25 protein-coding genes and 1 tRNA gene are annotated in these 24,439 nt (G+C 61.0%); 12 read left to right on the top strand and 14 right to left on the bottom strand.

The window, feature by feature from the left end; translation table 11 throughout:
- Positions 1–128 precede the first annotated feature (128 nt).
- On the bottom strand, positions 129–1,157 hold the full coding sequence (locus ABDX79_RS03965; protein WP_346218965.1) for an RluA family pseudouridine synthase: 1,029 nt from the start codon (positions 1,155–1,157) through the stop codon (positions 129–131).
- Positions 1,158–1,229: 72 nt separating this feature from the next.
- On the opposite strand from ABDX79_RS03965, the gene ABDX79_RS03960 reads away from it, so the two are divergent.
- Together ABDX79_RS03960 and ABDX79_RS03955 are read left to right on the top strand one after the other, a co-directional pair.
- Positions 1,230–1,598 carry a hypothetical protein gene (locus tag ABDX79_RS03960; RefSeq protein WP_346218964.1) on the top strand — a complete coding sequence of 123 codons (369 nt, stop codon included), beginning with the start codon at positions 1,230–1,232 and terminating at the stop codon, positions 1,596–1,598.
- 124 nt (positions 1,599–1,722) lie between these two features.
- A tRNA-Glu gene (locus tag ABDX79_RS03955) sits at positions 1,723–1,798 on the top strand.
- A gap of 7 nt (positions 1,799–1,805) precedes the next feature.
- Here ABDX79_RS03955 and ABDX79_RS03950 read toward each other — a convergent pair.
- From ABDX79_RS03950 to ABDX79_RS03920, 7 genes are read right to left on the bottom strand one after another with little or no spacing between them, the layout of a single operon-like run.
- Positions 1,806–2,882, bottom strand: coding sequence for a tyrosine-type recombinase/integrase (locus ABDX79_RS03950; RefSeq protein WP_346218963.1), 1,077 nt, complete (start codon positions 2,880–2,882; stop codon positions 1,806–1,808).
- 2 nt (positions 2,883–2,884) lie between these two features.
- Complete coding sequence (locus ABDX79_RS03945) at positions 2,885–3,055, bottom strand: hypothetical protein (protein ID WP_346218962.1); 171 nt, start codon at positions 3,053–3,055, stop codon at positions 2,885–2,887.
- A gap of 1 nt (position 3,056) precedes the next feature.
- The gene (locus ABDX79_RS03940) at positions 3,057–4,202 is read right to left on the bottom strand and encodes a phage portal protein (RefSeq protein WP_346218961.1); all 1,146 of its coding nucleotides are present in this window, start codon (positions 4,200–4,202) and stop codon (positions 3,057–3,059) included.
- Positions 4,203–4,205: 3 nt separating this feature from the next.
- Positions 4,206–4,748: an HK97 family phage prohead protease gene (locus ABDX79_RS03935; protein ID WP_346218960.1), complete on the bottom strand. Its 543-nt coding sequence runs from the start codon at positions 4,746–4,748 to the stop codon at positions 4,206–4,208.
- Positions 4,748–5,983 (bottom strand): phage major capsid protein, encoded by a 1,236-nt coding sequence (locus ABDX79_RS03930; protein ID WP_346218959.1) that lies wholly within the window; start codon positions 5,981–5,983, stop codon positions 4,748–4,750. The genes ABDX79_RS03935 and ABDX79_RS03930 overlap by 1 nt, the downstream gene beginning before the upstream one ends.
- A gap of 12 nt (positions 5,984–5,995) precedes the next feature.
- Entirely contained in the window at positions 5,996–6,499 is a 504-nt protein-coding gene (locus ABDX79_RS03925) for a hypothetical protein (protein WP_346218958.1), read from the bottom strand.
- A 56-nt stretch (positions 6,500–6,555) separates the two neighbouring features.
- A complete protein-coding gene (locus ABDX79_RS03920; protein WP_346218957.1) occupies positions 6,556–7,020 on the bottom strand; it encodes a hypothetical protein in 465 nt (154 codons plus the stop codon).
- Positions 7,021–7,116: 96 nt separating this feature from the next.
- On the opposite strand from ABDX79_RS03920, the gene ABDX79_RS03915 reads away from it, so the two are divergent.
- Together ABDX79_RS03915 and ABDX79_RS03910 are read left to right on the top strand one after the other, a co-directional pair.
- Complete coding sequence (locus ABDX79_RS03915; protein ID WP_346219273.1) at positions 7,117–7,323, top strand: helix-turn-helix domain-containing protein; 207 nt, start codon at positions 7,117–7,119, stop codon at positions 7,321–7,323.
- Between the two features lie 2 nt (positions 7,324–7,325).
- On the top strand, positions 7,326–7,571 hold the full coding sequence (locus tag ABDX79_RS03910; protein WP_346218956.1) for a hypothetical protein: 246 nt from the start codon (positions 7,326–7,328) through the stop codon (positions 7,569–7,571).
- Positions 7,572–7,574: 3 nt separating this feature from the next.
- On the opposite strand, the gene ABDX79_RS03905 is transcribed toward ABDX79_RS03910, so the two are convergent.
- From ABDX79_RS03905 to ABDX79_RS03895, 3 genes are all read right to left on the bottom strand, one after another.
- Positions 7,575–9,257 carry a terminase large subunit gene (locus ABDX79_RS03905; protein ID WP_346218955.1) on the bottom strand — a complete coding sequence of 561 codons (1,683 nt, stop codon included), beginning with the start codon at positions 9,255–9,257 and terminating at the stop codon, positions 7,575–7,577.
- Positions 9,247–10,161 (bottom strand): HNH endonuclease, encoded by a 915-nt coding sequence (locus tag ABDX79_RS03900; RefSeq protein WP_346218954.1) that lies wholly within the window; start codon positions 10,159–10,161, stop codon positions 9,247–9,249. The genes ABDX79_RS03905 and ABDX79_RS03900 overlap by 11 nt, the downstream gene beginning before the upstream one ends.
- Before the next feature lie 256 nt (positions 10,162–10,417).
- Entirely contained in the window at positions 10,418–12,385 is a 1,968-nt protein-coding gene (locus ABDX79_RS03895; protein WP_346218953.1) for an AAA family ATPase, read from the bottom strand.
- 462 nt (positions 12,386–12,847) lie between these two features.
- Here ABDX79_RS03895 and ABDX79_RS03890 point away from each other — a divergent pair, with 462 nt between their 5' ends.
- A complete protein-coding gene (locus ABDX79_RS03890; protein WP_346218952.1) occupies positions 12,848–13,432 on the top strand; it encodes a MerR family transcriptional regulator in 585 nt (194 codons plus the stop codon).
- Positions 13,433–13,828: 396 nt separating this feature from the next.
- Here ABDX79_RS03890 and ABDX79_RS03885 read toward each other — a convergent pair whose 3' ends face one another.
- Positions 13,829–14,464 carry a DedA family protein gene (locus ABDX79_RS03885; protein WP_346218951.1) on the bottom strand — a complete coding sequence of 212 codons (636 nt, stop codon included), beginning with the start codon at positions 14,462–14,464 and terminating at the stop codon, positions 13,829–13,831.
- A gap of 141 nt (positions 14,465–14,605) precedes the next feature.
- Positions 14,606–15,586 (bottom strand): N-acetyl-D-Glu racemase DgcA, encoded by a 981-nt coding sequence (gene dgcA / locus ABDX79_RS03880; RefSeq protein ID WP_346218950.1) that lies wholly within the window; start codon positions 15,584–15,586, stop codon positions 14,606–14,608.
- A 240-nt stretch (positions 15,587–15,826) separates the two neighbouring features.
- Here dgcA and ABDX79_RS03875 point away from each other — a divergent pair, with 240 nt between their 5' ends.
- The 7 genes from ABDX79_RS03875 (at position 15,827) to cobO (ending at position 22,994) form a co-directional block, all read left to right on the top strand.
- Positions 15,827–17,011 (top strand): ABC transporter permease, encoded by a 1,185-nt coding sequence (locus ABDX79_RS03875; protein WP_346218949.1) that lies wholly within the window; start codon positions 15,827–15,829, stop codon positions 17,009–17,011.
- A gap of 4 nt (positions 17,012–17,015) precedes the next feature.
- Positions 17,016–17,885: an ABC transporter ATP-binding protein gene (locus ABDX79_RS03870; protein ID WP_346218948.1), complete on the top strand. Its 870-nt coding sequence runs from the start codon at positions 17,016–17,018 to the stop codon at positions 17,883–17,885.
- Positions 17,885–20,413: an MlaD family protein gene (locus ABDX79_RS03865; RefSeq protein WP_346218947.1), complete on the top strand. Its 2,529-nt coding sequence runs from the start codon at positions 17,885–17,887 to the stop codon at positions 20,411–20,413. Before ABDX79_RS03870 ends, ABDX79_RS03865 begins: the two co-directional genes overlap by 1 nt.
- 174 nt (positions 20,414–20,587) lie before the next feature.
- Positions 20,588–21,172 (top strand): ABC-type transport auxiliary lipoprotein family protein, encoded by a 585-nt coding sequence (locus ABDX79_RS03860; RefSeq protein ID WP_346218946.1) that lies wholly within the window; start codon positions 20,588–20,590, stop codon positions 21,170–21,172.
- A gap of 20 nt (positions 21,173–21,192) precedes the next feature.
- On the top strand, positions 21,193–21,717 hold the full coding sequence (gene cobU / locus ABDX79_RS03855; protein WP_346218945.1) for a bifunctional adenosylcobinamide kinase/adenosylcobinamide-phosphate guanylyltransferase: 525 nt from the start codon (positions 21,193–21,195) through the stop codon (positions 21,715–21,717).
- Between the two features lie 186 nt (positions 21,718–21,903).
- A complete protein-coding gene (locus ABDX79_RS03850; RefSeq protein ID WP_346218944.1) occupies positions 21,904–22,323 on the top strand; it encodes a GNAT family N-acetyltransferase in 420 nt (139 codons plus the stop codon).
- Between the two features lie 32 nt (positions 22,324–22,355).
- A complete protein-coding gene (cobO, locus tag ABDX79_RS03845) occupies positions 22,356–22,994 on the top strand; it encodes a cob(I)yrinic acid a,c-diamide adenosyltransferase (protein ID WP_346218943.1) in 639 nt (212 codons plus the stop codon).
- Between the two features lie 160 nt (positions 22,995–23,154).
- On the opposite strand, the gene ABDX79_RS03840 is transcribed toward cobO, so the two are convergent.
- On the bottom strand, positions 23,155–24,240 hold the full coding sequence (locus ABDX79_RS03840; RefSeq protein WP_346218942.1) for a cation diffusion facilitator family transporter: 1,086 nt from the start codon (positions 24,238–24,240) through the stop codon (positions 23,155–23,157).
- Positions 24,241–24,439 lie beyond the last annotated feature (199 nt).

The following is a 24,439-nucleotide window of genomic DNA, read 5'->3' as shown; positions in this document are numbered from 1 at the left end:
TTCCCGTCCGCTTCCAAAGCCGGACGCGTTTGGGCCCTTCGCGGCGCCCAACTTTCTCGCCATATGGGTATTGAAACGCGCGATTGCACGTGTCCGCAAGGCAAAACGTGTTGACGGGCGTTCACCGCCTACCCATCTAAAACCGTTGATTTATTCGGAAGGGAAATCCCGAGCGCGGCTGCGAGTTCCGTCAAATCGGCCGGCAGATTGCTGACGAAGTGTTTCTGTTCGTTCGTCACCGGGTGCACGAAGCCGAGTTCCGCTGCGTGAAGCGCCTGCCGCCGGAAGGCTTCGACGACATTGCGCGCCTCGGGCTCCAGCGCATTTATCTTGCTCATGAAGCCCGATCCATAGACGCTGTCGCCGACGAGCGGGTGGCCGATATGGGCCATATGGACGCGGATCTGGTGGGTCCGGCCGGTCGCGAGGCGGCATTCCACCAGGGATGCGCCGTCTGCGTCTTTCGTGCCGGAACTGGAGATCAGCCGATAATCCGTGATCGCGACGCGCGCATCGGGCTGGGACGCCGTGACGACGGCGCGCTTCAGCCGATCGGAGGATGAGCGCCCGAGCAAGGTCTCGATCCGTCCCACCGCCGGCACGGGCGTTTCCCAGACGAGTGCGCGATAGGAGCGGACCATCCGCCCATCGGCTCCGTGAGCCGCGAACTGTTCGGCAAGGCCGCGATGGGCGGTGTCCGACTTGGCGACGACCAGAAGGCCACTGGTATCCTTGTCGAGCCGATGGACGATGCCGGGGCGCTTGACGCCGTTGATGCCGGAGAGCTCGTCCCCGCAATGGTGGAGGAGTGCGTTGACCAGCGTCCCGTTCCAGTTCCCGGGGCCAGGATGGACGACGAGGCCGGCCGGCTTGTCGATGACGATCAGATCGGCATCCTCGAACACGATCGTTAGCGGGATGTCCTCCGGTTCCGGATCGGGATCGACTGGCGCTGGAACGCTGAGGGCAACCGCTTCTCCCTCCTGCACGCGGCGTTTGGCTGCATCGATCGTGACGGACCCGACGGCGACATCACCTGCGGCAATCAGCGCCTGGATCCTGCCGCGCGACAATTCCGGACTGCACCGGCCTGCCAGGAACGCATCGATGCGCATCCCGGCTTCCTCCGCTTCGACCCTGAACTCTCTTGTCTCCATGACCGTCTCGCCTGTAGTGCGTTGTTTGACGCTGCTTATCATGCGGCGAGATGTGACAGGCAAAGACGATCAATGACCACAGAGACCGAAAACCAGGACGAAAAGCCGCTCGATCCGGCAGCTGAAAAGTTGCGTCGAAAGCTGGTTCTTCTCCTGATCTTCTCCATGGGCTTTCTCATCCTGTCCGTCATGACCGTCTTCGGCGTCATCCTGTATCGTACGATGGGGTCGCCCGAATCTGTGCCGGCCCAGAGTGCCGGGCTCATTCCCATCACGCTTCCGGCCGGTGCCGAGATCGTCGACACCGCGATCGGGGAGGGACAGCTCCTTCTGACCATTCGCGACGGACAGACCGTGCGTCTTTTGAACGTGTCGGCCGCGACAGGCGCAATCCTGTCCGAATATCAGATAGAGCGAGAACCTGCGGCTGCATCCGAGTAATCTTTCAGGCGATGATTTCGCCAAATAGACGGATGAGCCGCCGACCCCTTGAGAAAATCACAGCTCTCGGCATGAATTCTCTTGCGTCCGCGGCGGGCGCCTTCTATGTGAGCCTCGTCGGAACGCTCCCATCGTCTAGCGGTCTAGGACGCCGCCCTCTCACGGCGGAAACACGGGTTCGAGTCCCGTTGGGAGTACCACCGACATCTAATTTCCCTTTTCATTCAATGGCTTGGCGCGTTTGGTGTCCAACTTTGCAACGCGGTTGGACATGGAACGAAGCTTTTCGATAGCGTCCGTTCCGAGCGTGGCCCTATTCGCTTTCTTTACGTAAGTGCGGGCTTCTTCCGGCGTTTTGTGTCCGAGGAAGGCCATGATCTGAAATTCGGTCGCGCCTGCATTCGCCAGCCTCGTGGCTCCGGCCTTTCGCAGTCCATGCGTGTTGCAGTGGGGCAGACCTGCCGCCGCGCATTGGTCTTTGAACCAGTTCGCAAAGGTCTCCGGCTTGTAGCCGCGACCCTCTCCCCAAGTGACGAACAGCAACTGAAGGCGATCGACCAATTCTAGGGCCTCTGCCAGCTCCTCGATGATCGGGATATCGACTTCGCCGCCTGTCTTGTGTCGCCGGTACGCGATGCGCTCACCACGCACGTTCTGCCAGCCCATGGCGGCGGCATCCTGCCTTGCCGCTCCGGTGTAGAGCATGATGCGAAGGGCAAGAACGGGCTTCGAGCCAAGGCCGTGATGGCGCTCGAATTTCTCAATCTCCGCGTCTGTCCAGGTGTGATAGCCGTCGACGCTTGAAGAAAATCCGCGAATGCCGGCGGTCGGATCGGTCTTTAAGACGCCCTTGCGAACGCCATAGCGGCAAATCCGGCGAAGCAGCTTGAGGAAGTGATTCGCGGCGGCTGGTGTCTCGATTTTCTTGGTAAGCAGACGCTCGACGTGATGCGGCCGAAGTTCGCCGATGACACGGTGCCCGTGCTCAACGCGAAGGCGCTCTATCGCCCGAAGCGTGTTCGTCCGCGTGATCCCTTTGAGCTGGGCCACGTCCTTCGTCTGAAGGTAACTTTCGATCAGCCAAGCCAGCGTTCCGGGCGTTGATCGCGACTTCACGACGATCTCGCCGTTAAAGGCCTTCTCATACGCTGCCCGAAACTCGACAGAGCCATAGGCACCCGAAAGGTAGCAACTCGGCTTTCCCTTCTGCCGGAACCGATGACGCACCTTGCCGTGTCGGTCCCGTAACGTCGTGACGCCGGGGAATGGATTCGGGCGCTTCATGGCTAGATATCATCCCAAGACGAGCGCGGCTCGTCGTCTCTCGGCTTGCCGGGTATGACGACGATCCGACCGGGCTCGATCTCGATACGGCCGACATCCAGCCCGGCCGCGCGTGCGGCCTTGATCGCGCGTGTCAGGTCACTCTGCTTGAACACGACGGGCTGGCGGGCCATCCTATTCGCCTCCCTGGCCTTGCATGTGCGCGGCGCGATGCGAGGGCGAAAGGTACTCGTCGCCGCCTTCGCGGCCGACGCGGTAAGCCTCGTAACGGGCCGTCATGTCGCCGCGTAGCAGGCCGGCCATGTCATGCTCGATGAACAGCGTCTTGCGGCTCTCAGGCGTGAGCAGCGTCGCATTCATCTGTTGTTCGATGCGCTTCGCCAGCGGCGCAAGGCATCGCACCACAAGGGCACGCGATTCCTCGCCGATGTTCGAATAGGTCGCATCATCGGTGATGCCGACAGCGGAAGGCGGAACACCAAAAATCCGGCATACGTCGAGATTGGAGAGCTTGCGACTGTCGAGAAATTCGGCATCACGGCCGCTGACAGCGAAACGTTCAAACTTGGCCCCGCCGTCGAGAACCATAACCTTGTTCGTATTCGCAACGCCGATAAGGTTTTTCTGAAAACTATCCCGCACCTGTTTGACCTGTTCCTGGCCCAATACCTGTGGGAAAACCATTGCGCCGGCTGCATTGAAGCCCTTCCGGGCTTGTGCGCTGGCTTGCTCACGCTGGGTGAGTGCCAGCCCGAACGTCTCCCGTGCCTCGGCGATCGGCGACAGGCCCATGATGCCGTCTTTCGTCCGCATCCGAATGTGAAGCATATCTTCGGCAAGAACGATCTCGACGCCGCCACGGCGATCGTGAACTCGGTAGCGAGGCCGGGCATTCCCGATCAGCTCGACGGCAACGGTCCCGCTCGTCAGGGGGTGAAGTTCAACCACTTGGCCGCGTCCGTTGCGCTCGATCTTCGCATAGGCGTTCCCATGAACGAGAAGCGAGGCAATCAGCGTTTCGCGCCCGGCGAAGGCCGTCATGCCATCGTGAAACGCTTCCTGCAGGACGCCGTAAAGCGGGTGGTCGCTTGCCGCTGTTGATCCGCCTTCGGCGCGGTAACGTCGCAGCTTGAGCGGTACGCTTGAAACCGTCTCGGCAATCAGGCGGATTGCGGCTTGCGCGACAGCATGGTTCGCGGCCTTGTCCGGTGTCTGATAGCCGGCGACATCATGAAAGCCGAAGAACTCGGAAAGGTATGGGTCCGATGCCCTGATGCTCTCGGCTCGCGTCTCGCGCTTGAAGAAATCCAACAGCCCCATGGTTCAAGCTCCGATAATGTCGAGGTAGCGCCGGGCAAGATCGCGGCGAACGGCTGGGAGCATCTGCGACCGTGCCGTTATCGCGGTGCCCTCATAGGCGGGGAATGCGAGGACGACGGACACTTCGAACAATTCGACGGCGCGAAGGGACCGGCGTTCACCTTGCCAGTCCTCTTCCGTCGCGTGGAAACCGAACGACATGCCGCCGATGTCGCCGCGTTCGGCAAGGGCGAGAACATCGCGGCCGGTCGAGGTGTCGGGAACATCGAGATCAAACGCGAGACCGCGACTGTCCTGCGCAAGCCGCAGGGTCCGGCTCCGGGTCCGGGCGAGGATGCGGCTCGGATCATGGTCGACAAGAGCGAGAACGTCGCGGCCTCTTGCAAGGGTCGTGGTGAACGCGCCCGACTCGATCGTCTCTGAAAAATGTTCGCTGATACGCGCTTCAAGGCCGAAGGTGGCGGCGTAGCCTTCAAGCCGCCGCCCACGCGCCCGGACTTCTACCGGGAGCGCTCGACGTTCGGGATGGTTCGCCGCCACGGTCATTATGCGATCTCCGAAACCACGAAGGCCTTGGGCTCGCGAACCACGACATCAGCGTCGAGGAAGGCGTGGATCAGAACGCCGCCCTTGCTGGCCACATCCGCGTGGTACGGGTTTACGAGGATATCGACGCCCGACCAGTAGCCGATGATTAGTTCCGACCACTGGCCGTAGATCAGGGCGTTCTTGTCGGACGTGTCGCCGATGTTTGCCGGGATCTGGTTCGTCCAGGCGGTGCGCTCGCCGTGGAACTGTTCGGCCATCGGAATGGTGCGCCCATCCGCGTCTTTCAGCTTGCGGACGATTTTCGCGACGTTCGGGTTCGAAACGAAGGCCCGTGAGCCCGTAAGATCGTCCAGTTCGAGCGCGGCGATCATTTCCGCCGTCGTATCGGAAAGAACGGCCTCGGCGGGAATGGTGACGATGCCCGCCGTGTTGAGGATGCCGGTGGGTGCGACACCCCCAGCGCCAGCGACAGCCGCGCCGTCGAGCGCCTGGCGCAACAGAACGCCAAGGTCACGCCGCATCAATGCTTCGATGGCCGTCGAAGATTGAAGGATCATGCGCCGGCTGATCTCGTATTCACCGCCGACAGTCTTCGGCGACATAGAGGACTTGGAGAACTTCGGGTCGGTGCGGCCGACATCCGCATGCTCGGCAACCCATCCGACCGAACCGCTTTCCGAAAGACGGGGAAGATCGATGTTGCCGGTAAGATCGCGCATCACGGTTGCGCCAAGGCCTTCGATCAAAAGGGTGGGCCGGGGATGTTCCGTAAGCGCGGCCTGGGTGCGACCGACGAGGTTCGAGCCGGGGCCTGTGCCGGGCGTCGACGTGGTGACGGCGCGATGTTCGAGCAGGATCGATGTCGGAACCATCACGCCGCGCGTCTCAGAGCGGTTGCGGGAAAGCTCGGCGTGTTCCTCGGCCTCGATGCCCGTCAGGCGTCCCGACATTGACTCCTGAATGGCCTTCGCGAGCGAGTATTCGGAGCGAACCTCGCGGTCGCGCGCCGGATCGATGGGCGAGGCATCCGCGCGGCGCTCCATTTCGGCGAGGCTTTCGGCGCGCTCGATCTGCGAACCGATAGAGCGTTCCTCGCCCTTAAGCGCTTCGAACCGCGTGTTTTCCTCGCTCGACAGGTCGCGATTTTCGTTCGCGGCCTTGTCGTGGATCGAACGCATTTCGGTAATTTTGGCCGCGCGCTCTTCGCGCAGCTCCGCAAGCTTCTTTTTCATGAGAAATGGCCCTTAAATCGAGAAAGCCGAAGGGGTGAGCTTGCTGCGCACCTGCCGATCGATGTCGTTGAGAACGATGATGGTCACGCCAGTCAGCCTTCCCTGTGAGGACGCCAACAGGTCCAATACGGAGCCGCCTTTTAAGGGGGCGAACTTCACCTCAGCTTCGCCGTTCGCGGCAACGCATAGGAGCGTAAAGCCCGGACCCTCAAACAGTGCGCCGGGTGCCCGCTCTGGCAGCTTGCCGAAAGGGTCGTTACTGCCGATGTGCACCCATTGGACCGCCGCGTCTCCGGCTATCCGAGGGCTCATGCCTTGGGCGACGAGGGCTCCGAACGTGGCGATGTAGAGGGCGCTTTGCATAGAAAGGAAATGCGCAAGCCCGTTACCGCCGGCCCTCTTGTCGGTCTCCATGAACTTCAGGAAACCGCGCTGGAACTGTGTGCGGATGGTGTTCGGGGCGTATCCCGTCGCCTCTCCAATCTGTGAGATCGTATATTTTGGTTCGTGGTCCATTCTGTTCCTCATTCGTTTGAGTTAGCAATAGCTCACGCAATTGAATGAGGAAAGGCCTACCCGCGAATTCTGTGGATAACTTCGCCCTGCATCGCCCGCGCGGCGACGACCGATCGAACGCGAAGGGCGATCAAGCGCAGTTCCTCGGCCCGCCACGGCGAGCGGTCGGCGAAAGGGACATACAGGCTGGCTTGGGCGATCATCGCCGCTTCGGCTTCGCTCTCGCAGTTCTCGGGTGTCCCCTCGAAATCCACGTCAGTCCAGTATCGTTTCCACTCACGCGGTCGATCGTCCTCGCCGACGATGCTGGAAGAGATCGAGGAGCCGAGATCAGGCTCGTCGTCGGCATCCTGTTCGCCGTCGAGCAGAGCGCCCACAACCTCAAAGCCGAGGCTCGGTTCAAGGTCGGGGTCCGCATCCATGCCGTCGAGCATGGCAATCAGGCTTTCGATCAGGTCTTCGATGGTTTTTCTGTCGAGAGGCAAGCCTGTAGCGCTTGCCGGAACGGGTGCGTTCAGCATGGCAATTCCCTTCCTGATGTGCTAATGGCACATGTGATGACTGCACTTGTGCAGATAGCATAAGGAAGAACGCTTGTGAAGCCTGCACAGGTGCGAATGGCAAGAGCGGCTTTAAGGTGGTCGCTTCAAGACCTCGCAGACGCCGCGAAAGTCCATCGGAATACGATCACGAACTTCGAGAACGAGCGATATGCGGGAAGCCCAGAAGCGCTTTCAGCAGTCCGCGAAGCGCTTCAATCAGCTGGTATTGTCTTCATCGAGGAAAATGGCGGCGGGGCCGGGGTAAGGCTTAGAAAGGAATGACGATGAACATGGAAATGGCAAAAATACTTCGTGTCGCCACGACGATAGCGGGAGATCAACTGCGTAAAAGTCAGAAGGGCGTAAGCATATCGGATGTTATCCAAGACGAGCTTGAAGCTGCGGATTTATCCCAAGAGCATGCCGAGTTGGTTGAACACCTCGTCGCTTCATTCGCGCACTTCGGTAATGCGGTTCGGGTCGCAGAGGCAAAGAAGCAGCCAGTGTTATTCGCTGTCGACGACAAATAATGATCAATCTTCAAACAGCATCGACAGACAGCCGGGGGCGGCGGGTTCGCCTTCGTGACGCTCGGCGAGCGACAAGGCCATGGTGAGCGCAACCAGCACGTCGATGCGGCCTGACGACTTCGCCTTCGTGAGCTTCCGGTTGCCCGACGCATCTCGCTCCACGACGGCATTCGCCGCGCACATATTCAGAACCGGATTGCTGCCATGGCGCAGCCTCGTCTCAGCAACCAGACGCTCAAGCGTATCGACGGCCGGTCCCATATCCTTGAAGCTTTGCGCGAACGGCTGGAGCGGAAGTTCAAGCCCCTGTTCCGCCAATTCGCGCTTCAGGTCCTCAATTCGCCAGCGGTCATAGGCGACGGCCTTCAGGTCGTAGCGCTCCGCAGCGGCGGCGATGGCCTCGGCGATGTTGGCCGGGTCCGTAGTCACGCCGGGCATGGTCGTGATGAAGCCCTGCTTTGCCCGCACGTCGTAAGGTGCGCGATCCTCATGGGCGCGTTCCTCGATATTGCCGCCCGGCATGAAGGCCGTGGGCAGGATATTGAAGGTTCCGTCGTCGTTCGGGAAGACGAGGACGAAGGCCGATAGATCGCGGGTCGCGCCGAGATCGAGCCCGCCATAGCATTCCCGGCCGTCGAGAGCGGCGAAATCGACGGCCTCGCCGCAATCGTCCCATTCCCGCTTCATGATGAAGCGAACATGCGCGGCAACGCGCTGATTGAGAATCAGGTTGCGGAATGCGTTCTCTTTTGACGAGACGCGCTTCGCCTGTGCGGCCTGGCGCTCGACATCCGACAGGGACCGGAAGTCGCCGAGAGCCGGATTGGCGGCAAGCCAAGTCTCCGGGTCCCACGGGTCGGCGTTGTCGGGAGCGCTGTAGAGCGTCAGGTGGAAGGCCGGATCTTCGACCTCGCCGGCAACAACCTTCCGGCCGTAATCGACCAGCTCCGACATTACCGCGTGATCGTCCGCCGCCTGCGTCGAAATCACGAGCATCAGCGGGTTGTCACGCGCGCCCATGGCGGTGTCCAGCGCCTCATAGAGCGCCCGCTTTGGAGCCTGTCCCAGCTCGTCATAGACGATGAAGCTCGGCGAAAGGCCGTGCTTCGTGTCTGCATCGGCCGAGAGTGCGGCAAAGAGCGATCCCTTGCCGTCGCCGACGAGGCATTCAATCTCCTTGCGGAAGCGGATGATGTTGAGGCGGGACGAAAGCGCAGGGCACTCCACGATGATCGCGACCATTTCGGCGAAAATCTTGCCCGCCTGAAACTTGTCATTTGCGGCTGAGTAAACCTCGCCGCGAGGTTCGGACTCGGGCCCGCAGAGGTGACAGAGGGCAAGAGCCGCGGCGAGCTGGGTCTTACCGTTCTTGCGCGCCATCGAGAGGACCGCCGTGCGAACCGGCCGTTCGCCGGCGGCGTTCTCGGCGTACACATCTTCCACGAAGCGGCGTTGCCAGTCCCGCAGGTGCATCGTGGTGCCCACCAGCGAGCCCTGAGTGATCGGAAGCGTCTCGATGAAGGCGATCACGCGTTCGGCTCGGGTGAGGCCGGGTGCGCGCCATGGCTCGGCGATCTTCGGGCGATGGTCGAGGCCCGCAAGCGACAGAAGGTCAGGCGGTCGCGGCGCATCGGCCTTTGATCGATGAAGCGGTGCCGGGTTCGCGCCGGGTCCTCTAAGCCCCATCTTCCGGGCCTTCCGATTTCAAAACTAAGTACGCATTCGTGTGGGGGCGCCGGTGTCCGGGGTCGCTTTCGCCGTCCTCGACACCCCCCCAGGGTGCTTTGAGACGCGTTTCGGAAGGGTCATGGCGGTAGGCTCTCCACCACGCATCGACAGCATCGCACTGTTCGCGCGCCGTCGAAGAGCGCTCGGCGTCGGCGAGGATGCGGCTCTTGCATAGCTCGCTGTCTGCCTCGATCACGACCGTCTCGGCTCCGATCGCAGAGCGCCACCACTGGCGATCGGCGACAAGGGGCAGCGTCATGGGTAGCCAGACACGGCCAATGGTCCGCTTAGCGGCTTCGATGATGCGACGGTTACGCTCGCGAAGGATCGGGACAATCAGCCTGTTCCGCATCCGGGCGCGACCGTTGATCTCGGCATCGATCCCATCGAAGTCGATGATGAGATCATCCGGGTTGGCGTTGTCCTGGCAGTACCGCGACTTGCCCGCAGCCGGTGGCCCGCAGACGATGACGGACGGCACGTTGAGGCGCTTGAGACCATCGGGCTTGGATTTGCCGCTGATCATCGTTTCGCCGCTCAAGGCGGGATGCGATGGGTCTACAGGCCACCCATCATCGCCGATGCGGTCGGAATAGCCGCGTATCTCGATCTTGGCCTTTTCCGAGTTGTGATGATGCTCGCAAAGGGTTTGCCAGTTCGATCGATCCCAGAACAGCGCCTCGTCGCCCTTGTGAGGAACAACGTGATCCACGACGGTTGCGGGTTCGGTTCTGCCAGCTTTGGCGCACATCGTGCAGAGCGGATGTTCCGAGAGGAACGCGGCCCGTGCCGTTCGCCAACGCCGCCCATAGAGCCGGTTCCGCTTGCCTTCAGTGTCCCAGAGCAAAGACGTTCGCCTCATCGTCCGGCCCTCCTTCCGGCAAGCCGGGCCGCTTCCCGCAGCTCGTAGGCAATCTCGGATCGATCTTCGAAAAACCCGTCAGGCCGTCTCGGGCTCGGCGAAAGCCGCTCTACCCGCTCTGCCAGTTCGCCAAGCCGCTCGGCGAGGGTCGGCGGGTCAGTCGTGACACCCCCTAGCCCCCCCTTAGGGGGGCGTAGGGTGTCACGCCTTCCCGCATCGCCGTGACATCGCGTGACAGTCACGCGTGACAGCAGCGTCACACCAGCCATGCCTGACCCTCCATGATCATCGCCAAACCCTTGGTAATCAGGCCTTCGTGGGTGCGTTTCCATGCTTGTCGGAAGCGAGCATCGGCTCTCGCTTGATCCGGGTCGGTGAAGTCGCCTCGGCGTCGGAACTCGTCTTTCCACGCTTCGAGCGTGACAACGTGCGTGACACTTGGCGGAATTCGACTGTCACGCGGTGTCACGCCCTGATCGCAGAGCAGGTCAGCAAGAGCGCGCCGCGCAATTTCTTCGGAAGGAGAGAGCCTTTTTTGCGGTTTTGCCGGGCCGGTCGTCTCGCTCGCGCCGAGGTGCTCCACGACGCAAGAGGTGGTCTCGTCACCGTCTTCGTCCGTGCCCACAGTCGATTGCGAAAGCCTTGCGCGGTATTTGCCGCCGTCCTCTCCGTCCTTCTGCTTGTCGACCTTGATCCAGTGCAGATGGTCGGTGTCTTCTTCCTTTGGTGCCTCGATTGCGAGGACCGTATCCGCGAAGTCACGAAGCATGGATGAACCTCGCATTCCGCGATCCGTCTCCTTTCCTGTGTGGTGAATGATAAGGATGTGAGCGCCGGTTGCTTGGCGGAGTGCTTCGACGTGTTCCAAGAATATCTTCATATCCCGTGGTTCACTGTCGACGCCGCCGTGCATCATGCGCGATAGGGTGTCGAGAACGATCAGCCGAACCGGCAGGCCGGCGCGCTCTTGAATTTCGGTCATTGCATCGCCGATCAGATCGATTGACTTGTTGTCTTTCGAAAAGAGATCGATCGCCCTGGGCATCATGACAAAAGGAAGCTCGTCAACGCCGTTTCGGTCCTGCCAAGCCGTCATGCGCTGACGAAACCCGGTCGCACCTTCACCCGCCACATAAAGAACAGCGGATGGCGTCACGCGGTGATCGTACCAGTCGAGCCCGGCCGCGATCCTCGCTCCGAGATCAAGTGCGACGAACGACTTGCCGCCGCCCGAAGGCGCATACATCACGGAAAGTTCGCCTTCGCCAAGAAGACCTTTAACGAGCCATTTGCGGGGCGGGAGCTTGTTTTGCTCCCCCATCCAGACAAGACCTAGCGTTGAGGCCGGCTGCCAATCGGACGCGCTCTCGACGATCTCATAAAGCCGCTCGACGGTGTTACCCTTAGCCAGCCAGTCGGACACATCGCCTTTGTTTGGGAGGTCGGGAAGCTCGGCAATTCGAATGCGAGCGGCCTTTGCTTTCAAAGATCTTGCAACGGTCTGGGCGTGTTTTTGACCTGGCTCGTCATTGTCGGGCAGGATCACGACATCCGCGCCTTCAAGGAATTCGGAATGTTGCGGCTTCCACTTGCCAGCGCCTTCCGAATTGCACGTCGCGACAACACCCAGCTTGGCGAGCCGATCAACGTCTTTCTCACCCTCGACAACGAAGACAGGGCGTTCCTGGGCGATGGCTTCCATCAATTCGGGGAGCCGGTAGGGAACGACGCGACAGCCTTTCACGCCATAGGTATTTTCGTCTTTCCGCTGAAAAAAAACTTTGATTCTTTGGTTTGTGTCGGGATCTCTCCCTTCCATGCGAACCGCTTCGAAAACACGCTCGCCGGCCTCGTCCTCATATCGATAGACGGCGACAATCTTCTTGCCCACAATTTTTCCGCGTGAAGTGCGTTCAAGCCCGTACTGTTCCGAGAGCCAAGCATGGGCTTCACGCCGATCGCCGCCGCGATGGAGAGCGATGAGGTCGAGAAGTCCACCAGCTTCGCCGGTCTCGAAATTCGAGAACGTGCCAGCCTCCGGGCCTTCGATCTTCACTTTCAGGCTGCCGTTTGTCCCAAACCGCAGTTCACCAGCCTTTGAAAGCTTCGTGTTCACTTCACCGCAAAGTGCCCGCGCGACGGGCTCGGCGTATTGAGCGTAATTGATGTTAGACATCGCCCGAACCGCTTGCAAAACGGTCGGACAACCGGCAAAAACCGCCAACGAAATCAATGAGGGCGAAAGGTGCGGTTGGTCCGGCTAAGCGACTGGTTGGACACGGAAACAGTAGTCCCGTTGGGAGTACCATAACAATCCACAACATATGGTCGCCGGTCGGCGCAGATCGTCACCTTCGTCGCCTTGACCAAAGAGCGTGCATTGCCTAACGTCAACTGTATCCGGAAATCGGATTACGGTGATACGCTCTCTTCCGGTATCGAGCAGATAGAGCCTCGATCAAGCGTCTTCCTACCGATGTGTGTTCGCTATAAGTGGCTTCGTGGAGGCATCCGTTCCGTATTGACAACGACCTGCACATGAGATTGGCAAATTGTCATGGAGTGGCACTGGCGCTGTGGTCGTAGTTCGGTCAAGTTCTTGCTTTTAAACGAATTTCGTATCATTCTTGATGCCGTTCGGGGAGCGTGATGAGGGCGGTGTTCCCACGGGACATCAGTTAAGAAAATGGATGCTAGACGGGCGCGCAAAAACGGATTCCGGAAAATAGGCGAGGCTGCCGCACTGTTCAGCACGACGCCGCGCACGCTTCTCTACTACGAGGAGCTGGGGATTCTGGCGCCATGCAAGACGACCAAAGGCACGCGCATGTACAGCGAGGCCGATCTTCGTGTGTTTGCGACCGCGCAGGAATTGTCCAGCCTCGGAGTGCCGCTTCGCAAGGTCCGCGATCTCGTTTCGATTTCGAGGACAGATCTTCAATCCAACGACGTCGCTTCCAGGCAGGCGCTCATTCTCGGTGAGCTGGCTGGGAAGTTGCGGAATCAGATTCAGCGCATTGATCTGATTGCGGCCGATATCGAGGCTGTGCGAGACCTTTTGCATGAGAAAGGCAGCGAGCTTACCCCGAGCGAGCTCGATGAGGCGACGGAACGATTGCATTGCATTCCAGAAAGAACCGAAGCCTCGCCATTAATGCCGCAGATTGTCGCGCTGCTGCAGCCAGGTCAGGATATGGCCGCATGTCCTTTGCTGTCGGACGAGACCTTCGAAGGCAAAAGCGAAGAGCCCGCCCGCATTTCGCGGCACTGATACTGCCGGACGAATAAGTTGACGCGTTGGGTCAATTCACGTCCGGCAAACGGCTCATACGCCGCTCGGGCTGCCGACGGCCCATGAGACCGATGGTTTCAATAGTCCGCAGGTATGATAACCGCATGCGACTGATCGAGCCGGGCTGCGTATCAGATTTCGCGCAGACAATGAGGTTGCATGAACTCATACCGGCGGACCTTCGAAAGCACCGCTTTCGAAGGTCCGCCGGCAGCCCGAGTGGCTCTTGAGCCACCAGCCGGGTGAGAACTGGCCCGGAGGGTCAGTTCATTCGTCCGGCGGTATCATGTGGCGCGAGACGAGCAATCCGGTTTCACAGACGTCGTCCCGCTACAGCGTTCGCGTCGGTCGAACGCCACCGGAGGGGGCAAGCGATCAGCTTTCGTTTTCCGATATGGATTGGTTCCGGGCCCGGGCTTTTTCACGGCGCCGGGCAAGTCTTGCCCGGATGATCGGGCCCCACTGCCGGTATCCGAAATAGGCAGCGATCGAGACGGCGGCGACAACGAGGACGATGATCACACCGGTCTCGAAGATCTGCATGCGCGCGAACAGCGTCTGGATTGAATAGCCGAAGACGTAGCCGAGCGTCGTGAAAAGGCATGCCCACAGTCCCGCGCCGATGAAATTCAGAACCGTAAAGCGCACCAGTCCGACGCGTGACATGCCGAGCGCGATGAGGCCGGGCATGCGCAGACCGTAGATATACCGGTTCACGATCACGAAATAGGCCTGATAACGCTCGACGAGGCGCAGCGTCTTGGAGAACTTCGGATGATCGCGCCAGGGGCGAACCCAACGATGATTCGAGGCGTATCGTCCGAACAGGAAAACCGCGAGATCGCCGAAGAATGAGCCGACAAAGGCGAGCGCGACCACCAGCTGGAACGGATAGGTCCCGCGATAGGCGAGAAAACCGCCGATGATCGCGAAGACCTCGCCCTCGAAGAATGTACCCGCCAGCACGATGAGCGGGCCGAACTGGCTGATGAGACTGAGGATTTCTTGCAAGACGGATCCAGGAACTCATTTGCGGCGGAGCGTGGTATTCTGCCGGGCAAATGTTGCGTTTCGACGGCAGCGGACCTTTGGTCCGACCGCGCAAATAGGCCGTCTGCCCTCAAGTTGGAAGATGCGGGCCGGAAGCTGGTATCATCCCCAGAGTTCGGGAGGAGGCGGCGACATCAGCGAGTGGGTGTAGTGAATGCCATGCTCGCGATCCTTTTTGAGCAAAAGCGGGCCATCGAGATCGACCACGTCGGCCTCCTGGGCCAGCAGCGAGGCCGGCGCCATCGCCAGCGAGCTTCCCACCATGCAGCCGATCATGACCCCGAAACCGAGCTCGCGCGCCCGGCCCATCATCTTCAGCGCTTCCGTTAGGCCGCCGCTCTTGTCGAGCTTGATGTTCACGAAGTCGTATTTCCCGAGAAGACCTTCCAGATCGGCAGTCGTATGGACCGATTCGTCGGCACAGATCGGAACCGGATGGGGGATCGTCGCCAGCAGATCGTCCTGGCCGGCGGGAAGGGGCTGCTCGATCAGGACAGCGCCGCCATGGGCAGCTTCCAGCAGATGCGTTTGCAGGCAGCTTTCGTCCCAACCCTCGTTTGCATCGAGAATCAGCCGTGCGCTGCGCGCTGCGGCGTGAACGGCGCGAATGCGCTCGACATCGTTCTTGGTCCCCATCTTGATCTTCAGGATGCGGCGGTCGGCCGCACGGGCTGCAGAGCCCATAATGCCTGGCTGGTCTAGGCTGATCGTGAAGGCGGTTTCGATCGGGCGCGGGAACTGATTGCAGATCCGCGAGGACACCGGCGTTCCGGACAGCTTGGCTTCAAGATCCCAGAACGCGCAATCGAGCGCGTTGCGGGCCGCGCCCGCCGGGAGCCGATTCTGCAGCATGTCGCGGTCAAGCCCGTTCGCGATCTCGTCGGACAGGGCGTTGATCGTCGCGCAGACACTGTCGATGGTCTCGCCGTAACGTGCGTAGGGGACGCATTCGCCGCGCCCAACGCTCCCGTCCTGTTCGAGCGCGGCGACGACGACGACAGCTTCGCTCTTGGCCCCGCGTGCGATCCTGAATTCACTCGCCAGCGGGAAGTGTTCCACTGTGACTGAAAGACGACTGCCCATTCGAATTTGCTCCATAGCAAGACTGTGCCCCTGATTTTGCCTTAACAAGCGGTAAACAAGGGGGGCGCGATCTGTAATCTAGGGGGCAAGTCGCGTTTCGCGAGCCGCTACGGCCTGTTAAAGGCGAGGTTTGGCGTTTCGCGGCGTGGATTTTTCTTGGGGGGCCAAAGAGGGACTGGCGGCCGGCGAATATCGCGAAGATGGGGACAAGGCGGACGCGAGCGGTCCGCGCGAAGGGGCATGGCAACAGCAACGACTTCAAAAACGGGCGAGAGCCGGGCATCTGGCGCGACCGCGCCAAGCCTGCGCGGCGAGCGCCGGGACGGTACGCTGGTACTGGAAGCGGCCGGGGATTGGCTTTCCCGGACGATCGGATCGATCGAGTCCGATCTGGAAAAGACCGCCAGCGCCGATCTCGGTTCGCGCGTCACCATGGATCTGTCGAATATCGGCAAGATCGACACGGCCGGCGCGTTCGTGCTCGAACGGCTCAAGCGTGCTCTCGCCGCAGATCGTCAGGGCGTCGAACTGAACGGTCTGGCAGAGCGCGATACCGCGCTGTTTGCCGCCGTCGGCCGGGCGATGGACAGCGAGCGGCCGACGCCTCAACGCAAGCGCTCCAACATCCTCATCGATGTGTTCGCAGCCGTCGGTGCGTTCGTCTACGGCATCAAGGACGAGCTCTTGAACGGTCTCAATCTGATCGGCGGCGCGATGTATGGGGCGGGAAGCCGCCTCTCGGGCCGTACGCAGGCGCGGCCGGCCGCGATCTTCAACCAGGTCGACCAGATGGGTGTGAAGGCGATCCCCATCATCGTCCTCATCACCTTCCTCGTCGGCGGTATCATCGCCCAGCAGGGCGCTTTCCAGCTGCGTCGCTATGGCGGAGAGGTCTACGCCGTCAATCTGATCAGCATTCTCGTCCTTCGCGAAATCGGCGTGCTGCTGGCCGCGATCATGATCGCCGGCCGTTCGGGAAGCGCGATCTGCGCCGAGATCGGCTCCATGAAGATGCGCGAGGAGGTGGATGCCCTCCATGTGATCGGTCTCAATCCGATCGGAGTTCTCGTCTTTCCGCGCCTCGTCGCGCTCTCCCTTGCGCTGCCGCTTCTCACGGTGATCGCCAATCTCGCAGCGCTTGCCGGCGGGGCGATCACGCTCAGGATCTATTCCGACATCTCGTTCCTGAACTTCGTTCAGGGGCTGCAGCAGTCGGTCGATCTCTTCACCGTGTTCTCCGGTCTCATCAAGGCGCCCTTCATGGCGATCCTCATCGGCCTGGTGTCCGCCAGCGAGGGCATGAAGGTCGGCGGCAGTGCCGAGAGCCTCGGCCAGCGCGTCACCGCCGCAGTCGTCAAATCCATCTTTCTGGTAATTGTCATGGATGGCCTTTTCGCAGTTTTCTATGCCACGATCGGACTCTGAATCCATGCTCGCCGAAGGGACCCCACCGCAGGAAGACCTCGTCGCAAAGACCGACACCCCGCAGGACACGTCGGGCAACGAGGTCATCATTCGGGCGCGGGGCGTGAGCGTCAGTTTCGGAGCGAAGACGATCCTCAAGGATCTCGATCTCGATGTCAGGCGCGGCGAGATCATGGGCTTCGTCGGCCCATCGGGTGCCGGCAAATCGGTGCTGCTTCGCACGATCCTCGGCCTCAACCAGAAGCAGGCGGGAACCATCGAGGTCTTCGGTGTCGATTACGAGACGGCGAGCGATCGCGACCGGCTCGCCGTCGAGCGTCGATGGGGCGTGCTCTTCCAGCACGGTGCCCTGTTCTCGTCCCTGACGGTGCTTGAGAATATCCAGGTGCCGATGCGCGAATATCTTCGGCTGTCGCCAAAACTGATGAACGAGCTCGCGCGCCTGAAGATCGACCTTGTGGGTCTGGCACAGGATGCCGCCGACAAGTACCCGTCCGAACTCTCCGGCGGCATGATCAAGCGCGCGGCGCTAGCGAGGGCGCTTGCGCTCGATCCCGACATCGTCTTTCTCGACGAGCCGACATCGGGCCTCGATCCGATCGGTGCCGCCGATTTCGACGAACTCATCATGACCCTGCGCGATACGCTCGGTCTCAGCGTCTACATGGTCACGCACGACCTCGACAGCCTGTTCCAGGCCTGCGACCGGATCGCGGTTCTCGGCGACAAGAAGGTGCTGGTCGAAGGTCCGCTCTCGACCATGCTCGAATACGATCACCCCTGGGTGAAATCCTACTTTCACGGCAAGCGCGCTCGCACAGTCGTTCACGACGGCGTTCATCCGGCGCAGGCCAAGGCGAATGGAGCCGGTTGATGGAAACCAAAGCCAATTACGTCCGCGTCGGGATCTTCACGGTCACCGTTCTCGCTCTCGCCTTCGGCTTCGTCTACTGGTCGGTTCTCGCCACCCAGAGTACGGCCCGCGTTCCGCTCCTGGTTCGCATTGCCGGATCGGTCACCGGCTTGCAGCAGGGCAGTCAGGTTCAGTTCAACGGCCTTCCCGTCGGTTCGGTGCAGAGCCTGAAACTCGATCCCAACAATCCTAAGGTCGTGATCGCCTCGACGATGGTCGATCCGGGCCTGCCGATTTCCGAATCGACCGACGCGAACCTCGTCGCCAATCCGCTGACCGGCTACAGTTATATCGAACTGCGCGGCGGTCAGATCGATCAGGAGAGCTTGCTCCAGCAGGCCGCGGAGCAGGGCACGACGGCAGTGATCACGGCATCCCCGTCGGAGGTGACCGATATCCTCCAGACCGCGCGTGACATCGCTCAGCGCGCCAACAACATCATGAGCCAGTTTGAAAAGGTTGTCGCAACGGTCGGCCCGTCGGTCGAACAAAGCGCGCAAAATATCACGAATATCACCGACAATGTCTCGACCTTCACCCAGTCTCTGGCCGACAATACTGATAATATCGACCAATTTGTCGCGCGCCTGAGCGATCTTGCAGAAAGCGCAAACACCGTGGCCCAGCGGCTTCCTGCCGCGATCTCCAATGTCCAGGCAATCCTGGCCGCGGTCGATCCGGCGAAGATCACCACGATCGTCGACAATGTCAGCGCGACGACGGTTTCCGTTCGCGAGGGCGCCGAGAACCTCAATGCGGTAACGGAAGCCGTTCAGTCGGCAGCCGCTGGCGTCAGCCAGATCGGCGAGACCATTCAGCGCAATGCGGACGGGATCGACGCCTTCATCGGCAATCTCGGTCCGCTCTCGCAGACCGCGACTTCCGTCGCAAGGCAGCTCGATACGACCGTGACCTCGGCGAACGAAATCCTCGCGGCTGTCGATCCTCAAGAGGTTTCGGATACGCTCTCGGGCGTTTCGGCGACCGCGACCAATCTCGCGGCCGTTTCGAAAACCGTCAGCGATCAGCGTGAGGCCATCCAGTCGGCGATCACCAGCGCGTCGAACACGATGCAGAATATCGATGCCGTGACCGGTGCGATCTCGGCGCGCACCCAGCAGATCGACACGTTCCTGTCGCGTCTCGACCCCATTTCGGAGAGCATCGGAACACTGTCGAACCAGCTGAACGAGACTGTTTCGCGGGTTGGCGAAGTGGTCTCCTCCGTCAATCCCCAGGCGGTTTCCGACACGCTGGACGGTCTGTCGTCGACGGCATCGAACCTGTCGGCGATCACCGACACCATCTCGAACGCGCGGGACACGATCACCGAGTTCCTGTCGCGCGCCTCGAACGCCGCCGCGGACGTCAATCGTGTGACGACGACCATCGCATCGCGATCCGACGCGCTGGGAACGGCCCTCGACCGGATCGATCCCATCACGGCATCGGCGGTGACGGCAGCCGATAATCTCAGCCAGACCGGTGCGCGCGCGAACCAGCTTCTCGCAACCATCGATCCGCAGCAGATCTCCGAGACCGTCGACGGCCTGACGTCGACGGCGCAGAACCTGTCGGCTGTCAGCCAGACCGTCGCCCAGCAGCGCGAGCAGATCTCGAGCGCCATTGCCGGTGCGTCGAACCTCATTCAGAACGTCAATCTGATTTCGACGACCATCGCCAACCGCCGCGATGACATCGATGCGGCGCTCACGAACCTTCCTCCGATCACCAACTCGTTGCGCGAAGCGAGCGGGCGTCTGGCGACGACTGTGGACAAGGCGGGGAACTTCGTCGACCAGATCGATACGAACCAGCTCAACCAGTCCATCGACCAGATCGGCAATCTGGCTGAGACGATCGGTTCGAAGTCGGACACCATCAATTCCATCATCGATGGCGTCGACACCGCTGTCGGCTCGCTGAATACGGCGCTGGTCGGCTTCGAGCAGACCCGGAAGGAGCTCGACAGTATCCTTGCCGCAGTCGAGCCGCAGCTCGTCAACAATGCCGTCAGCAATGTCTCCAGTGCGACGAACAATATCGCTCGGGCGGCCGACAGCATCGGCCGGGTCGGCGATATCATCAACGAGCATCAGGACGAGATCGACGAGATTCTCACCAACGCCAATATCACCAGCCAGCAAGTAGCCGCGGCATCCGGCCAGCTGGATTCGGTCATCACGTCGGTGAACAGTCTCCTGAACGGGAACGACGCAGGACGGCCGCTCGGTGTCGAAGTCACTGAGGCCTTGCGGGCGATCCGAGGTGCCGCGCAATCGATCCAGGGACAGGTCGGCCCGCTCTCGACGAACATCCAGAGCCTCTCCGACTCGACCCGGCGTGACATCCAGTCGCTCACCCGGCAGCTCAACCAGACGGTCGAGCGCATCGGACGAGCCGTCGACGACATCGCCGCCGATCCGAGCCAGGTCATTTTTGGTGGCGACTCGACCGTCAAAACCTATGACGGCCGTACGCGTCGCTGATCTGCAACACTGTGGCACGGCTCTCGCGTCAGGGCGTGAAAGTCGGTCACGCGTGCCGTAAGAGAGAAAAGCGCGCGGCGGTGCAGCCGATGAGCGGTTCAAGCCCGCGCGCTGCTTCAGGTGGCCAGGTTCTGGCCGCCGCGAACAATTCAACCGGTTTTTCGGGGAAACGGCATGATGCGCGTCTCGCGGCTGATGGTACTGGCAGTGTCGCTTCTCGGGCTCGGGGCCTGCGCCTCGCAATCTCTCGAGACCTTCGAGATTTCGGCACCTCCGCTTGGCCGTTCGACACAGGCTGCGACGAGAGCCCAGCTGCTGATTCCCGAGCCGACGGCGATCAAGACGATCGACTCGGAGAGGATCGTCGTGAAGCCGACGGCCTATACGGTCGAGTATCTGGCTGGCAGCCAGTGGAGCGATCGTCTGCCCCGCATGGTCCAGCTGCGCCTACTCCAGGCCTATGAGAACACGGGCAAGGTCGGAGCTGTCGGCGTTCCGGGGCAGGGGCTCGCGATCGACTACCAGATCATCCTCGAGATCCGCCGCTTCGAAGTCGATGTCGTCAGCGGCCGGCAGGCTGTGGTCGAGATTTCTGTGAAGGCATTGAACGACCGGAACGGCACGGTTCGCCGCACGCAGATCTTCACCGGCACCGCGCCCGTGGTCGGAAGTGGAAACTCAGCCTTCGTCTCCGCGCTCAACCAGGCCTTCGATCAGGTCTCGTCGGAAATCGTCTCCTGGACTTTGGCGCTCATCTGAGACGGGCGCAGCCTTCCGATATGTCTGAGATCCTTTTCGTGCTGGGCGGTGCGCGATCCGGCAAGAGCGCCTATGCCGAAGCGCGGGCAAGACAGTCGGGGCTCGATCCCGTTTATCTCGCGACCGCCCAGGCCTTCGACGACGAGATGTGGGACCGCGTCGCGCGGCACAGGGCCGATCGCGTCGATGATGGCTGGACGACGATCGAGGAGCCGCTGGCGCTCGCGGAGACGATCGCTGCCCAAAGAAGCCGGACGCGGGTTCTGCTCGTCGATTGCCTGACGCTCTGGGTGAGCAATCTGATGATGGCGGAGCGCGAAGTCGCAGATGAGATCGACCGGTTGATCGCGGCGATGTCGCATGGTCCAGAAGGCAGCGTGATCTTTGTCTCGAACGAAACCGGCCTCGGCATCGTGCCGGACAATGCGATGGCGCGGGCTTTTCGCGATCATGCCGGCAGGCTCAATCAGCGCATCGCGGCGATCGCCGACGAAGTGGTTTTCGTCGCCGCCGGCCTGCCTTTGGTGCTGAAACCGCAAGGCTGATCTTCGTTCTGGCGCACACCTTCTTTTTTCGAGCGATAGGCTCGAAGCCCGGCGAATGCTGCAGCGCAGCGCCTTTCGTGCCTATCAGGCGCGATCATTCCGAACTATAGGATCATCCTTTACGGCTGCTGTCCGGCATTTGGGACGCGGCCGGCATATCCCATCTCATCACGACCCAAGGACCCGATGGCAATCAGGATCGAAGCCGTGGACATGGCGGATATGGAGGCGCGCGCCAATCTCGTTCGCCCTTTCGCCGAGCCGTCGGTTGCCGAAAAATTCGCTTTCTCGCCAACCTATTTCGGGTTCGCCCTCAAGGACGAAGAGGGTGTCGATGGCGGTATCGCCGGCCAGCTCTACTGGGATTGGATGGTCATCGAAAATCTCAGCGTTCCGACCCGCTGGCGTGGCCGGGGGCTCGGAAGGGCAGTGCTTGAGACAGCGGAAGCGTCCGCCCGCGCGAAGGGGTGCGTCGGAGCCTGGGTTTCGACCTATTCGTTCCAGTCACCAGGCTTCTATCTCAGCATGGGCTATACGATCTTCGGCCGGCTTCCGTCTTATCCTGACAACCAGGAGCGGTTATTCCTCTCCAAGCTTTTCAGCTAATCTGCCGCCCGAATGAGGGGATAAGCGATTCGATGGCCGATAAATCCAAGATCACCGACGGCATGAGCGAGGACGAGCTCAATGCCCGCCACGCCGAAAAGATGAAGAAGAAGAAAGCGGCGCGCGACAAGATCGTCGCCACGAAGACCGTGGAGAAGGGCCTCGTCATCGTCCACACGGGCAAGGGCAAGGGCAAGTCGACGGCCGCCTTCGGCCTCGTCTTTCGCGCAATCGGCAACGGCATGAAGGTCGGTATCGTGCAGTTCGTGAAAGGCAAATGGGAAACCGGCGAGCGCGTCGCGCTCGAGAAGTTCCCGGATCAGGTCACGATCACCGCCATGGGCGACGGCTTTACCTGGGAAACGCAAGATCGCCAGCGCGACATCGAGGCCGCGCGACAGGCCTGGGAGCGGGCGAAGGCGATGATCATGGACGAGGAGCACGACCTCGTTCTGCTCGACGAGCTCAATATCGTGTTGCGCTACGACTATCTCGATCTCAACGAGATCATCGAGTTTTTAAAGCAGAAGCCCGAAATGAAGCACGTCGTCATCACAGGCCGCAACGCCAAGGACGAGCTGATCGATTTTGCCGACCTCGTCACTGAGATGACGATGGTGAAGCATCCCTTCCGCTCGGGCGTGAAGGCTCAGAAAGGCATCGAATTCTGATACCGGCGGACGTATGAACGCATCGCGTTCGAATGTTCGCCGGAAGCCCGAGCGGCGCCTGAGCCCAATGCTGGACGAATGAATTGGCCCGAAAGGTCAATTCATTCGTCCAGCGGTATGAAGCATCGCTTCCGTCGAAGCGACTCCTTCTCGCGTCCCGTCAGCTCGAGGCGCCTTCTCCCTCAAAAGGATCGGCGAAGCGCTCGTGGCCTGATTGAGACTGGACCTCGACATAGAGCTTGCGGACGAACTTGTAACGCTTCTTCACCTCTTCCTCGATCTCGGTGACGATCCGCTCGATGGTCTGGGAGACGACGTCGTCCTTGAAATCGACGCTCATTGTCATGAGGACGTCGTTCGGTCCGAGATGCAGGGTGCGCAGCTCGTTGATCGCGATGATCTCGTCGCGCTTGCCGACCATCTCCTGGATTTTCGTCTCGATCTCCGGATCGGCGGTCTCGCCGATCAGCAGCCCCTTCACCTCGACAGCGAGGAGAATCGCCGTGATGCCGAGAACCACACCAACGGCGATCGAGCCGACGGCGTCGTAGACGTGGTTACCGGTCATCCAGGTGAGGCCCACCGCGATGGCGGCGATGATGATGCCGATGCAGGCAGCCGAATCCTCAAAGAGGACAACGAAGATCGAAGGGTCCTTGAGCCTCTGGAAGTCTTTGAAGAAGCCGTCACCCTTTCTGCGCTCCTGAAATTCCTTCCACGCAACGGTCCAGGAGTAGCCCTCGAAGCAGAAAGCGATGAAGAGGACGCCGAGCGCGATGGAAGGCGATTTCAAACTCTCGCTCTCGCTCGCCATCAGGCCGGCGACGCCTTCGTAGATCGAGACTCCGGAGCCGAGGGCGAAGAGGAAGATCGCGACCATGAACGCCCAGAAATAGATTTCCGAGCCGTATCCGAACGGGTGTGCCTCGTCGGCCGGTTTCTTGGCGCGCTTCAGTCCGACCAGCAGCAGGACCTGGTTGGTCGTGTCGATGAGCGAGTGAATACCCTCGGCGAGCATCGAGGAGGAGCCGGTAAAGAGCGCCGCGCCGAACTTGGTGACCGCGATGCCGAGATTGGCGGCCATCGCGGCGAAAATGGTCTTCTTGCTGCCGGAGTCGTCGTCCGCGTCGTCGCCCTGCGGCTTGGCGTCCGCCTCGCGAGGCTTGATCCGCCGCCGTCTTTTCTTACCGCTATCGAACGAACTTCTCTCGCCGGAGAGCTCGCGTTGGCTCAGATATTTACCCATGGCGGACCCCGCTCGATATCACTCCGCGTCAAGCGCGGATCATCTTTCTTCGTACCGGCCGAAGCGCGATGAGCACTGCGTGCGACACCGTTCCAGTCGAGAACGTTCCCTATCGGAGGTGACCAAATCCGCCCGTTCGGCAAGGGATGATCCGCAAATTTGTATCATGAGGTGAAGATCGAGGCGCGCTCGAGCAGGC

It is taken from the genome of Fulvimarina fulva (assembly GCF_039652615.1).
GTDB lineage: Bacteria > Pseudomonadota > Alphaproteobacteria > Rhizobiales > Rhizobiaceae > Fulvimarina.
The sequence above is the reverse complement of the archived record's forward strand: the minus strand, read 5'-3'. Positions and strand labels throughout refer to the sequence as shown.